The organism is Chryseobacterium sp. DZ-32, from assembly GCF_059587025.1.
The window spans coordinates 1-12,542 of sequence record NZ_JCAIOM010000012.1 but is presented as its reverse complement, the minus strand read 5'-3'; the positions used below and the strand labels follow the sequence as shown (position 1 = coordinate 12,542).

The 12,542-nt window shown below is 36.4% G+C and carries 12 protein-coding genes; 7 read left to right on the top strand and 5 right to left on the bottom strand.

Annotation, left to right across the window (positions count from 1 at the left end; genetic code table 11):
- Positions 1 to 2 precede the first annotated feature (2 nt).
- The 5 genes from AC59HC_RS14385 (at position 3) to AC59HC_RS14365 (ending at position 5,323) form a co-directional block, all read left to right on the top strand.
- The gene (locus AC59HC_RS14385; protein ID WP_429814955.1) at positions 3 to 731 is read left to right on the top strand and encodes a DUF72 domain-containing protein; all 729 of its coding nucleotides are present in this window, start codon (positions 3 to 5) and stop codon (positions 729 to 731) included.
- Between the two features lie 297 nt (positions 732 to 1,028).
- Positions 1,029 to 1,895, top strand: a complete 867-nt coding sequence (locus AC59HC_RS14380; protein WP_110008677.1) for a polysaccharide deacetylase family protein — start codon at positions 1,029 to 1,031, stop codon at positions 1,893 to 1,895.
- Positions 1,896 to 1,959: 64 nt separating this feature from the next.
- Positions 1,960 to 2,619 carry a YggS family pyridoxal phosphate-dependent enzyme gene (locus tag AC59HC_RS14375; RefSeq protein ID WP_496558859.1) on the top strand — a complete coding sequence of 220 codons (660 nt, stop codon included), beginning with the start codon at positions 1,960 to 1,962 and terminating at the stop codon, positions 2,617 to 2,619.
- A gap of 56 nt (positions 2,620 to 2,675) precedes the next feature.
- Positions 2,676 to 3,860 carry a sigma-54-dependent transcriptional regulator gene (locus tag AC59HC_RS14370; RefSeq protein ID WP_110008675.1) on the top strand — a complete coding sequence of 395 codons (1,185 nt, stop codon included), beginning with the start codon at positions 2,676 to 2,678 and terminating at the stop codon, positions 3,858 to 3,860.
- A gap of 101 nt (positions 3,861 to 3,961) precedes the next feature.
- Positions 3,962 to 5,323, top strand: coding sequence for an MATE family efflux transporter (locus AC59HC_RS14365; protein ID WP_482400069.1), 1,362 nt, complete (start codon positions 3,962 to 3,964; stop codon positions 5,321 to 5,323).
- A 166-nt stretch (positions 5,324 to 5,489) separates the two neighbouring features.
- Here the strand turns inward: AC59HC_RS14365 and AC59HC_RS14360 are convergent, their stop codons facing one another.
- Complete coding sequence (locus AC59HC_RS14360) at positions 5,490 to 5,993, bottom strand: GNAT family N-acetyltransferase (protein ID WP_227941393.1); 504 nt, start codon at positions 5,991 to 5,993, stop codon at positions 5,490 to 5,492.
- Between the two features lie 188 nt (positions 5,994 to 6,181).
- Complete coding sequence (locus AC59HC_RS14355) at positions 6,182 to 6,745, bottom strand: Crp/Fnr family transcriptional regulator (protein ID WP_482400071.1); 564 nt, start codon at positions 6,743 to 6,745, stop codon at positions 6,182 to 6,184.
- Between the two features lie 76 nt (positions 6,746 to 6,821).
- Here AC59HC_RS14355 and AC59HC_RS14350 point away from each other — a divergent pair, with 76 nt between their 5' ends.
- A complete protein-coding gene (locus AC59HC_RS14350) occupies positions 6,822 to 7,517 on the top strand; it encodes an HAD family hydrolase (protein ID WP_202842635.1) in 696 nt (231 codons plus the stop codon).
- 123 nt (positions 7,518 to 7,640) lie between these two features.
- On the opposite strand, the gene AC59HC_RS14345 is transcribed toward AC59HC_RS14350, so the two are convergent.
- From AC59HC_RS14345 to era, 3 genes are all read right to left on the bottom strand, one after another.
- Entirely contained in the window at positions 7,641 to 10,043 is a 2,403-nt protein-coding gene (locus AC59HC_RS14345; RefSeq protein WP_496558858.1) for an alpha/beta hydrolase family protein, read from the bottom strand.
- A gap of 131 nt (positions 10,044 to 10,174) precedes the next feature.
- On the bottom strand, positions 10,175 to 10,603 hold the full coding sequence (locus AC59HC_RS14340) for a DoxX family protein (RefSeq protein ID WP_110008670.1): 429 nt from the start codon (positions 10,601 to 10,603) through the stop codon (positions 10,175 to 10,177).
- A 66-nt stretch (positions 10,604 to 10,669) separates the two neighbouring features.
- Positions 10,670 to 11,545 carry a GTPase Era gene (era, locus tag AC59HC_RS14335; RefSeq protein ID WP_110008669.1) on the bottom strand — a complete coding sequence of 292 codons (876 nt, stop codon included), beginning with the start codon at positions 11,543 to 11,545 and terminating at the stop codon, positions 10,670 to 10,672.
- Positions 11,546 to 11,848: 303 nt separating this feature from the next.
- Here era and AC59HC_RS14330 point away from each other — a divergent pair, with 303 nt between their 5' ends.
- Positions 11,849 to 12,412, top strand: coding sequence for a Crp/Fnr family transcriptional regulator (locus tag AC59HC_RS14330; protein WP_343643090.1), 564 nt, complete (start codon positions 11,849 to 11,851; stop codon positions 12,410 to 12,412).
- Positions 12,413 to 12,542: the final 130 nt, after the last annotated feature.

Genomic DNA, 12,542 nt, shown 5'->3' with positions numbered 1-12,542 from the left:
ACATGACAAAAGAAAATCTTTACATAGGGTGTTCGGGATTTTATAATAATGACTGGAAAGGGTCTTTATATCCTGAAAATGCCCCAAGTAAAGATTTTCTTTCTTTATACTCAAAAACGTTCAATGCCGTAGAAATCAATTCTACTTTTTACAGGAAGCCAACCTCAAAAACACTGTTGAAGTGGCATGATGAAACACCCGAGGGATTCAGATTTTTCATTAAAATTCCAAAGGTAATTACGCACCAAAACCGGCTTGAAAATTCCAAGGACGAGATTGCTGTATTCTGTGAGCACATTCAGGACAGTCTGAAAGATAAACTTTCCGGATTTCTGTATCAGCTTCCTCCTTCCTTTAAAAATACTGCAGAGAATACAGAACGGATTATCAACAATATCGATTCCAGATTTCTGAACGTCATTGAATTCCGGCACAGCTCATGGTGGCAAAAAGAGATATTCGGTCTTTTAAAACAACATGATATTGTCTTCTCAGGCGTAAGTTTTCCAGGCCATCTTCCTGAAGACTTTATTATTAATCATCCGGAAATACTCTATTACAGACTTCATGGAAAACCAGTTCTTTACAAATCAGAATATAGTAAAGATTTCATAGATGCATTAGCTGAAAAGATTAAAAATACCTCTCAAACCTCTTTCATTTTCTTTAATAATACCTGGGGAACGGCAGCTATTAAAAATTCGCTGTATTTAAAAAGCATTCTAAAATAATGAACTGACTCTAATGATTTGATTTTGTTAAAATAAAATAATTCCCCGTCAATTGAAGAATATTGAAATCTTAACAAACATAGAAAAATACTATCGTTTTCATATTTATAAATGTTAAATTTTAAAGAAAAGAAAAATCATAAATTTACAACTTGTCAGGTAATGGAAACCTCCCTTAAAATAAAGTTCTTAAAATAAACTTAAAAAGAAAAAACACTGCACAGCTTGGCATATAATTTGTTAATTTTCAACTGTTATTTTTAACGATTTTTAACAATTTAAAATTCCATTATTTTTATGAGAAAAATTTTTGCGGGAAAGTCAAAAAATATGACTTTTCTTGGGATGGTTGCATTGATGAGTGCAACTTCAGCATTACTGAACAGCTGTAATTTCAAAAACGAAGTGAATAATGACCCCGTCGTCAGTTCACAGGAACATCCTTCCGCAGAAATAGTCCCCGATAATAATGATGAAGAAGTAGACCCTGATAAAAGAGTGATTTATCTTACTTTCGATGACGGCCCCAATCAGGGAACAGAAAATCTTTTAAAAATCCTTGACAAAAGAAACGTTTGCGCAACTGCCTTTCTGGTTGGTAAACATGCTTATGGAAGTAAAAGACAAAAAGATGATTTTCAGCTTTTGAAGCAAAATCCTCTTATAGAACTGGCCAATCACAGTTTCACGCACGCCCATAACAAATACACTGATTTTTATAAAAATGCTGACGCTGTAGTTCATGATTTTGATATTGCCAAAGACAGCCTGAAGCTTACTGATAAAATAGCAAGAACTCCGGGAAGAAATATATGGAGACTCAACAATATTAACGTAACAGATATCAAAAGTTCAACAGCAGCTGCTGACGGTCTTAAAAAAGCCGGCTATAAAGTTATTGGCTGGGATCTTGAATGGAGACCTTCTCAAAAAATGACTTTAAAAGGAAGTCATGAAGCCATGATCAAGAAAGTAGACAGTATCTTCTTAAACGATCTTGAGAAGACATCGAGGCACCTTGTATTCCTTACCCACGACCAGTATCTTAGAGATGCAGACTCTATCAATGAACTGGATATGTTTATTGAGAAATTGCAGAAGAGCAACAAATTTGTATTCAGAAAAATATCTCAATATCCTAAAATCAATGAGGTTTTGAATTAATAACCCCAGAAGACCTGATATCACTAAGCTTTGAACATTCAGAGAATTTTCGGACATTTGTATTATGAGTATTAAAGAGAACTACAACACTATAAAAAACCAGCTGCCATCCACTGTGCAGCTGGTTGCCGTTTCTAAAACCCATCCGGTTTCTGCAGTACAGGAAGTCTATGATCTCGGACAGAAGGTTTTTGGAGAAAACAAGGTTCAGGAACTGATGGAAAAAGCTCCTCTCCTTCCTCAGGATATCCAATGGCACCTGATCGGACACTTACAGACCAACAAAGTAAAGTACATTGCTCCTTTCATAGATACCATACAAAGTGTGGATTCTGAAAAATTATTGACAGAAATCAATAAAGAAGCAGGAAAAAATAACAGAACCATCAAAGTCCTTCTGCAGGTAAAAATTGCAGCTGAGGATAGCAAGTTCGGGCTTGAAGTTTCTGAAGCAAAAGATCTTTTCCAACAATACATTGAGGGTAAATTTCCGCATGTTGAAATTACCGGCCTCATGGGAATGGCCACATTCACCGATGATGAGCAGCAGGTTAGAAATGAGTTTTTAACCCTAAAGAAGCTTTTTGATGAATTAAATCAATCAAAAGCATTAAATACCTTATCAATGGGAATGAGTGATGATTTCCCGATAGCAATCGAGTGCGGAGCCAACTCTGTGAGGGTCGGATCTGCTATTTTCGGGAGAAGAGACTACTCCAAATAGAATATTTAGGTACAGTTTTTGCTAATAATTGAAACAAAAAATTTAAATTTGCAACTATGCAAAAAATCCTTATAGTAGAAGACGAAAAAGCAATCTCGGGAGTACTTCACAGTATTCTTTCGGATGAACTCACCGATTATGAATTTGTTATTGCCGAAGATGGCCTTGAAGGTTACAAACAGGTAGAAAAAGAAGATTTCGCATTGGTGATTTCTGATATCAAGATGCCTAAGCTTTCAGGAACCGAGCTTTTGAAACAAAGTCTTGCCTTAAAACCGGAAACTACTTTTATCATGATCTCAGGCCACGCAGACATCGATTCTGCTGTTTCCTGCCTGAAAGAGGGTGCATATGATTTTATTTCCAAGCCCATTGACATCAACAGACTTATTACAAGTGTGAAAAATGCATTGGTAAAGGAGACCCTGAAGAAAGAAAACAAAAACCTTCAGACAGAAAATAAAACCTTAAAGAAAAAAGTAAGTAAAAAATACCAGATGATCGGTACCTCTCCTGCTCTTCAAAAGATTCAGGATATGATTGAAAAGGTAGCCGCTTCTGATGCCAGAGTTCTAATCACCGGGCCTAACGGTGCAGGAAAGGAATTGGTGGCTCATGCGATCCACAATCAAAGTGAGCGTGCAAGAGGTCCTATGGTAGAGGTAAACTGTGCTGCGATTCCGTCTGAACTTATTGAGTCTGAACTTTTCGGACACGTAAAAGGATCTTTTACAGGTGCTATTAAAGATAAGCAGGGAAAATTTGAACAGGCTAATGGTGGAACCATTTTCCTTGATGAGATTGGAGATATGAGCCTTATTGCTCAGGCTAAGGTATTGAGAGCACTTCAGGAAAGCAAAGTTTCTCCTGTGGGAAGTGATAAAGAAATTAAAGTTGACGTAAGAGTAATTGCGGCAACCAATAAAAATATGCAGAAAGAGATTGAGGAAGGGAAATTCAGAGAAGACCTTTATCACAGACTTTCTGTTATTGAAATCTATGTTCCGCCATTGGATGAAAGAAAAGAAGATATCAAATTGTTGGTTGAACACTTTTCAGGAATGATTGCTGATGAGCATGGTACTGCTGCGAAAAAGTTTGATGATAAGGCTATTGATGCTTTAAAAGCGCTTTCGTGGACTGGAAATATCAGAGAATTAAGGAATGTTGTCGAGAGATTGATTATTCTTGGTGGAAACACTGTTTCCGAAGGTGACGTTGCAAGTTTTGTAAGGAAATAATAAGCTATTATTGACCATATTATAAAAATTTGCAGTGTTACCACTGCAAATTTTTTTTTTGATCCTATTTGAATGATAAACTATATGAATCTTAAAATATTATGAACTTTTTAAACAAAAATTATACGAAAGAATGCCTGACTTTGGCTCTGCCTGTAATGCTTACTCAGGTGGGGCAAGTTTCAGTAAACTTATTCGATAATATTATTGTCGGAAAATTATTGGGTGCCGATGCGCTGGCATCCGTTTCATTGGGGAATGCTGTGTTTTTCTCCATATTTGTGCTAGCCCTGGGCTTTTCATTTGCCATTCCACCATTGGTTTCGGAAGCGCACTCCAGAGAGGATCATGCTACGATCAACTCTGTGTTCAGCCACGGTTTTATTATCAATATGTCTGTAGGGATTATCCTGATGGCCATCTTATTGTTAGGAATGCCGCTACTCTATCATTCCGGACAGCCTGCCAAGATCATTCCCGATACGGTAAGCTTTCTAAGCATAATGGTAGTGAGTATGATCCCGTTCATGGCATTTCAGACTCTTCGGGAAGTTTCTGAAGGACTTTCTTATACGATTGGAGTTACCAAAGCAACTATTATTGCCAATATCATCAATATTGCCTTAAACTACGTATTTATTAAAGGACTTTGGGGAATTCCTCCAATGGGAGTTAAAGGATCTGCTTTGGCAACTTTGATTTCCAGAATTTTCATGGTGGTTTTCCTTTATTTTGTATTGCTTAAAGAAAAAAGAACAAGACGTTATATCAAAGATTTTTCTTTAAAAATTCAGAATTTTTCAAAGCAGATGTTTGATAAAATGGTAAAACTGGGATTGCCTACAGCCTTACAGATGTTCTTTGAAGTAACCGCTTTTGCCGGAGCCGCGTTTATCTGTGGATTGATCTCTGCTCATGATATTGCTTCCCATCAGATCGCTTTAAGTATGGCTTCATTTACCTTCAACCTGTGTGTCGGTTTCAGTGTAGCCTCTACCGTAATGATTGGCAGAAAACTGGGTGAACAGAACTTTGTTGAATTGAGAAAAGTAGGAATCAACAACCTGAAAATTGCTTTTATTTTCATGTGCATCTGCGGACTGGTATTTATTTTAGGCAGAAATATACTTCCTACTTTCTTTACTAAAAAAGAAGAAGTGGAAGTGATTACACTGGCTGCGAAATTAATGATCATCGCCGCTTTATTCCAGCTTTCTGATGGAATTCAGGTGACAGCTTTGGGAATGCTCAGAGGTTTGCAGGATGTGAAAATTCCTTCTATTTATACCTTTATTGCATACTGGGTGATTACCATTCCTTTGGGATATTTCTTCTGTGTTACTTTAGAAATGGGCGCATTCGGAATGTGGATCGCACTTGGACTGGGATTAACGGTCTCCGCTGTTTTCCTGGTAAAACGATTCCTGAATATGTCTGCAAAAAGAATTAAGCAGAATTCATAAAAACAAAAAAGCTGTTTCAATATTTGAGACAGCTTTTTTTATTCTTTTTACAGCAGAACATGATTGATGCCCTTTCTCACATCTACAGGATTATGTGTATTTTCTAAACACCAATAGCACAAATTAATTAACAAATAGACACAAGGTATTTATTTTCATGTTCTATTTAATCTATCCTCTTTCCTAAAATCTTCAGACTTCTTTCCACACCATCCAGAATGGCTACATTAGGAAGGCTTCCCCAATCTTCAAATCCAAAGTGTCTGAACAGCTTCAAACTGGGTTCATTATGAAGGAAAATAAGGGCTACAAGGTTTTTTACTCCAAATTTTCCGGCGTTATCAATACAATACTGAAGGATGGTTTTTCCGTATCCTTTTCCTCTGCAGGATTCATCCAGATAAATACTTACTTCTACCGTACCGTTATATGCTGCCCTTTCATGGAATGAACTGAAACTTACCCAACCAACGGTTTGCTTCTGGTCATCTTCAACTACCCAAAGCGGTCTTGTCTGGGGATTGTGCTCTTCAAACCATTTTAACTTGCTTTCCACAGAAACTTCTTCCATATCTGCAGTGACCATTCTTGAAGCAATGGTTGAGTTGTAGATGGCTACGATTTTATTTAAATCTGCTAATTCAGCATTTCTGAACTTTAATGTTTCCATGAATATTGAAGTCAAATTATTGCAATGCAAAAATACTAAATTTTAAAAACACCCCTGTAAAAACATAGTTAATTTATCTTATTTTTAATAATTAAAGCAAATACACCCCTAAAAATACAATCATTTTTTTGGAATACGCAAAGACGTAATAAATTTAAGCTTTGAATATTTTTAAGGTGCAAGGAAAATTATTTCAAATCTTTTAAAATTCTATTTAAACTTCTTACTGTAATTCCTAAATAAGCCGCCATATCTTCTTTGGAGATATGAATATTCTGCTTTGCCTGCATTTGTAACAATTGTTTTAAAGTATGTTCTACCGTATACAACTGCTGATAAGATGCTCTGCTGGAAGTATTGATAATTCTCTCTGCAAAAGATTCTAAAAGAAGATGGTTCAGGGTAAGGTCATTTTTAATCAAAGCTTTAAAAACCGGAATCTTTACTGCATACACTGTCACTTCATTGAGAGCTTCAATACTGCACAGACAGTTTATATTTTTGATTAATTCTACTTCCCCGATGATTTCACCGCTTCCCAGAAACTCAACGATGTATTCTTTTCCGTTTTCTTCGGCTAGAAAGCATTTGACAATCCCTTCTTTAATCATCATGACATGAGAAAGCTGATGATCCTGTACCAGTATTTTATCCCCCGCAGAAAAAGATTTTACTATAATATCGTCACTCCTGTTCTGCTTTTTGTGCAGTTCATCAAGATAATTTAAAAATGTCTGATTCGTCCTTAACATATTCTCCCGGGACAAATGTCCTTTTCTTATTGAGTTTTTATACTGAATTTTGCGGACAGAAAATTACAAAACAAAAATGAATAATCATATTACAACCATTGCTTTTGATGCGGATGATACACTTTGGATCAACGAACCTTATTTTCAGGAAGCAGAAAAAGAATTCTGTGTACTTCTTGAAGATTATCTTCCCCAACATTCGGTATCACAGGAACTGTTTAAAACAGAAATGCAGAATCTTCATCTGTACGGTTATGGAGTAAAAGGATTTATGCTTTGTATGGTTGAAACCATATCCAGAATATCCAACAATACAGCCTCATTAGAATTGGTTAACAAAGCTATTCAACTAGGCCGGGAACTTCTGCAGAAACCTATTGAATTGTTGGATGGCGTTACAGAAACCCTTGAAAGTTTAAAAGGAAAATACAGGCTGGTTGTTGCTACGAAAGGAGATCTGCTTGATCAGGAACGTAAATTGAAAAACTCCGGTTTACAGGAGTACTTCCACCACATTGAAATCATGAGTGACAAGAAAGAAAATGACTATAAAAAACTGCTGAAACATCTGGACTGCCAGCCTGAAAACTTTCTGATGCTTGGAAATTCCATCAAATCAGATATTTTACCGGTACTGGAAATCGGAGGTTTTGCAGCACATATTCCTTACCATGTCACATGGAGCCATGAACAGCATGATGTTACTTTGGAGCATCCGAATTTTATGGAGCTTACAAGTGTTGATGAGATCCTGAAGCATCTTACCATTTAAACCGTTAAGATTTATTAAGCAGGTAAGATTATTAAGGTGAGCTTCACTGTAAGAAATTTTACGTCCCCATTATATTTTAAGTAAAAAAAGAGACTGTTTGCTATAAACAGTCTCTTTTGTCATTTATTTCTTCAAACATTTTTCAAGGAACTGATCCTGTTCCCATAAAAGGTGTAAGATATTTTCTTTTGCCTGATAACCGTGGGCTTCTTTTGGAAGAAGAACCATTTTTACCGGAGCCCCCAGGTTTTTCAATGCCTGGAAGTATCTCTCCGTCTGCAAAGTAAATGTTCCCGGGTTATTATCTGCATCACCGTGAATCAGAAGAAGCGGTGTCTTCATTTTGTCCGCATGCATGAACGGAGACATCGTATTATAGATTTCCGGCACATCCCAATAGTTTCTTTGTTCACTCTGGAATCCGAATGGTGTTAATGTTCTGTTATAAGCACCACTTCTTGCAATTCCACATGCAAAAAGATTAGAATGGGTCAAAAGATTTGCGGTCATGAAGGCACCGTAAGAATGTCCTCCTACAGCCACTTTCTTTTTGTCGATATATCCAAGATGATCCACGGCATCGATAGCAGCCGCAGCATTGGCTACCAATTGCGTAATGAAGGTATCATTAGGCTCTGTTTTTCCTTCACCGATAATCGGGAAAGCGGCATCATCCAGAACAGCATATCCTTTCGTTGTCCAATACACAAAAGATCCGTAATACGGGAATGTAAAGTCATTCGGGTTTTGGGTATTCTGTCCTGCTGTATTTTTATCTTTATATTCAGTTGGATAAGCCCAGATTAGCAACGGAAGCTTCTCTTTTTTTGCTTTTCTGTCGTAATTAGCCGGAAGATAAAGAGTTCCTGTTAAGGTAACACCATCATTTCTCTTGTAGGTAATCACTTCTTTGTAAACGTCTTTGATACTTTCAAAAGGATTCGCAAAATTCGTTACAGCTTCTGCTTTATTAGATTTAATATTCTTTCTGAAGTAATTCGGATAAAGACTTGGTGATTGCTGAGTTGTAAGGACTTCACCCTTTGAGGCATTAAGGATATCAATGATTTCTTCTTTACCGTTTTTTATATTAGATGTATAAAGTCTTTTCTTTTTCAGTGATTTAACATCCATTTCATCAATAAATGGGTGCTGGCCGTCTTTGGTAAATCCGTCCCCGATCAGATAAGCTTTTCCACCTTTCATATCGATTACATATCTCCCGTATTGGTTTTTCGTTGTGTTAAATCTTCCCGGATCGCTGTATACATCCTGATAATTTCTGTCATCAAAAACTTTGAATTCACCGTTGTTAATATCTATCAGGTAAGATTTTGTATTTCGTGTGTCATACCAGCCTTCAGAAACAATTGCATAATGATCATTGGTCCAGACTACATCTTCATATCTCTGTCTGGTTTTAAAGAAGGATTTTGGAGCGGCTGTAAACGGAGCTTCCCAGGTAAATATTTCATCTCTGTAATCTGCTTTTTTAGACTGGTCTCCTCCATCCAAAGCTTCAGCATAGGTAAGTGTAGCAGGAGCATCACTTCTCCATGCCATATCTCTTTTTCCGGTTCTTACGGAAGAAAATCCTTTCGGCATGATTTCATTCAGAGGAACATCATTTACTGTTTTCACAATATTTCCTTTCATATCGTAGACAACCGTTGTGGATGGGAACCTATTAAGCGGAACGATATAGGAAAAAGGTTTCTTGATCATGGTAGCCATCAGATATTTTCCGTCCGGAGAAAAACTTAAGCCGGCATACATATCCTGCTCTTTCAGTTTCTTAAGATTTCCTGTAAGATCTACGTTGTAAAGTTCGGAAGCTGTAAGGGTCTCAAAGTTTTTTTCGTCCTGAGGATTCTTCAAAAGATCCTGATACGTTCTGTTCTGGGACACTTTACCGTCTGCTGTTGAAACAATCGGGCCTGTAGGAAGATCTTTAGCGGCATCAATAAGAGCAGCTCTGTTTTGCGGAAGTGTTCTGATCAGGAAGCTTTGAGAGTCATTATACCATACATAAGGCATTCCCAGATTGGCATTCAGATTATCTGCTGTAATTTTTTTAGCAGATGCAGTTTCCATATCCACTACCCAAAGCTCCACTCCTTTAGCGGTTGTATTGGTAAAAGCCAGTTTTTTTTCATCCGGTGAAAATGAAACATAGGCAATTTTTGGATTGGAAGGCAGATTTTTTACCTGAATCTCATTTTTATCATTGATCTTTCTGATCTTCAGATTATTTGAGTAGGTCATGCTGCTTGAAATATTAGTAACCGGGTTGATTCTAAGTCCACCAAGCTTCATTTCACTCTGGCTGAGATCTTCTAATGTTTTATATGTTGGACGATAGGTAAAAACTACCCAGTCTTTTTTGCTGTTCATCAGAACACCTGGAGGTCTGTCATAATCTGCCAGTTTTAAAATCTCAGCAGAAGGCTTTTGATACGTAATATTTTCCTGTGCATCATAAAAATTGAGAAATGCCAGAAGGCAAATAGTCAGTTTTATCTTCATATATATTCATTTTCTACGAATGTAGTGAATTTTAAAAGAATTTAACATTAAAAAGTCTCTTATCACATTGCAATTATAAACAGAAAGGCACTTCATTTCCTGAAGTGCCTTTTATTTATTGTGTTGTAAAATTACCAGTCTGAAGCTCTTTTTCTTCTTTCTATCATGTGATCTACTGAAACTTTCCCGGCTCCGGTTACCATGAGTAGAAGATAAACAGAAAGATAGACAAGTGCCATTTCTCTTTTTTCAAAAGGATCTGCTCCGTGTACTGCAAAAGCAGCAATGATCATGGTAAAGATCAGGAAGCCTAAAGAAACTCTTGTAAAAAGCCCTAAAATAAGTAGTATCGAACATACAAATTCAGCAAAAACCGTAAGAATCAGTGAAATCTGAGGGCCAAGTCCCATAAAATCGAAAAATTCGATTTTACCGCCTGCCAACAGCATCTGAAGTTTTGGAAAACCATGGGACAGCATGGCAAAACCAACAAACACTCTCACTGCTAATAATATAATATCTTTAGGTATTGAGCTCCAATTTGAATTATTATAGTTCATCTACTAAAAAATTTATACTAAGGTAATAAAAATCTTTTAATACAACGGGATTCAGGCTATTTTAGTTTATCTGTAACCGAAATTTTTAAGATCTCTGTCGTTCTTTCTCCAGTCTTTTTTCACTTTCACAAATAAGTTCAAATGAATTTTTTTGGTGAAAAACTTCTCCAGATCTATTCTTGCTTCAGTTCCTACTTTCTTAATCGCTTCTCCTTTGTGCCCGATAATAATTCCCTTCTGAGTATCTCTTTCAACATAGATAATTGAATCGATAAAGATAATTCCTTCTTTCTCCTTGAACTGTTCTGTTACCACTTCTACAGAATAGGGAATTTCCTTATCATAATTCAAAAGGATTTTCTCACGAATGGCCTCATTTACGAAAAATCTTTCCGGTTTATCCGTGTACTGATCTTTATCGTAGTAAGGAGGGTTTTCGGGAAGTAAAGATTTTATTTTAGGTAAAATAACTTCTGTATTGAAGGCATTCAGGGCAGAAATAGGCAGAATTTCAGCTTTTGGAATTCTGTTGTGCCATTCTTCAACCAATTTTTCAAGGCCTGCCTGATCGGTCTGGTCTACTTTATTCAAGAGAAGAAGTACAGGTACGGGGATTTTATTCAGTTTATCAATTAAGAATTCTGATGGTTCCGCTTTATCGGTAACGTCTACAATAAACAGGAAAACGTCAGCATCCTGTAAAGAATCCTTTACAAAATCCATCATTTTTTCCTGCAGTCCGTATTTTGGATCCAATACTCCCGGAGTATCAGAAAATACAATCTGAAGGTCATCTTCATTATAAATACCAAAAATTCTGTGGCGGGTTGTCTGAGCTTTCTGCGTTACAATCGCCAGCTTCTCCCCCATTAATTGGTTGAGCAAGGTCGATTTTCCTGCATTGGGCTTTCCAACTATATTTACAAATCCTGCTTTGTGCATAAAAATAATATTACGAACTGCAAAGTTAGTAAAACAAAATTGGTCTTTACGGTTAATCTTAATTTTTAAAGGAAAAAAGAGAGTTATAGTTTGAAATAAGAGATGTTGAAAGAGGAAATCTAAAGGGATCCGATTGCTGAGATAACCACCCCATCAAAAAATTCTTTGAATTTTTGACAGTAAAAATACTGAATCAGGAAGAATTTTGATCGTAATCATTACAAGATTTCTGACAAAAATTAAGGGATAATTTTGTATTGCATTACTTAAAACTGATATTTTTGAATATTAGAATTCATCTTTATGAATATAGACCAGATTCTTGATAAGGTTTACCTTCTTCCTGAAGCATCAAAAAACAGCTTAAAAGAGCATATTACTGAAGTTTCCTATCCTAAAGGATTTTGTCTGATGGAAGCCGACAAAGTGATTCCTTATCTTTATTTTATACGAAAAGGTATTGCGAGAGCCTATTCTTCAACAGCTGACAATGATATTACCTTCTGGTTCGGAAGTGAAGGTCAATGCATTCTTTCAATGAAAAGCTATGTGGAAGACCGGCCTGGCTACGAGAGCATCGAGCTTCTGGAAGACTGCGACCTCTATCGAATGGAAACGGAAAGCCTCAGAAAACTGTTCAATGAAGATATTCATATTGCCAACTGGGGGCGAAAGCTTGCTGAAGCAGAAATGATAAAATCCGAAGAACTGATTATTTCAAGACAGTTCAAAACTTCTTTGGAACGCTACAAAGATATTATGACCTATCAGCCTGAGCTTCTTAAAAGAGTACAGCTGGGTTATATTGCGTCTTATCTGGGGATTACGCAGGTGAGTTTAAGTAGAATCAGGGGGGAGATTAAATAAATTTAAAGATTCAAAGATTTAAGAATTGAAAGATTTAAATATTCTTATGTTTTGGCTCCTATGTTTGCAAAAGAATAAATTTACATACAAAGCAAAAGGGGTGAGAGAACAGTTTTGGCTAAATAACTCA

Coding starts and splice junctions, on each gene's coding strand:
- AC59HC_RS14385 (WP_429814955.1), top strand. CDS start 3: ATGACAAAAGAAAATCTTTACATAGGGTGTTCGGGATTTTATAATAAT.
- AC59HC_RS14380 (WP_110008677.1), top strand. CDS start 1,029: ATGAGAAAAATTTTTGCGGGAAAGTCAAAAAATATGACTTTTCTTGGG.
- AC59HC_RS14375 (WP_496558859.1), top strand. CDS start 1,960: ATGAGTATTAAAGAGAACTACAACACTATAAAAAACCAGCTGCCATCC.
- AC59HC_RS14370 (WP_110008675.1), top strand. CDS start 2,676: ATGCAAAAAATCCTTATAGTAGAAGACGAAAAAGCAATCTCGGGAGTA.
- AC59HC_RS14365 (WP_482400069.1), top strand. CDS start 3,962: ATGAACTTTTTAAACAAAAATTATACGAAAGAATGCCTGACTTTGGCT.
- AC59HC_RS14360 (WP_227941393.1), bottom strand. CDS start 5,993: ATGGAAACATTAAAGTTCAGAAATGCTGAATTAGCAGATTTAAATAAA.
- AC59HC_RS14355 (WP_482400071.1), bottom strand. CDS start 6,745: ATGTTAAGGACGAATCAGACATTTTTAAATTATCTTGATGAACTGCAC.
- AC59HC_RS14350 (WP_202842635.1), top strand. CDS start 6,822: ATGAATAATCATATTACAACCATTGCTTTTGATGCGGATGATACACTT.
- AC59HC_RS14345 (WP_496558858.1), bottom strand. CDS start 10,043: ATGAAGATAAAACTGACTATTTGCCTTCTGGCATTTCTCAATTTTTAT.
- AC59HC_RS14340 (WP_110008670.1), bottom strand. CDS start 10,603: ATGAACTATAATAATTCAAATTGGAGCTCAATACCTAAAGATATTATA.
- era (WP_110008669.1), bottom strand. CDS start 11,545: ATGCACAAAGCAGGATTTGTAAATATAGTTGGAAAGCCCAATGCAGGA.
- AC59HC_RS14330 (WP_343643090.1), top strand. CDS start 11,849: ATGAATATAGACCAGATTCTTGATAAGGTTTACCTTCTTCCTGAAGCA.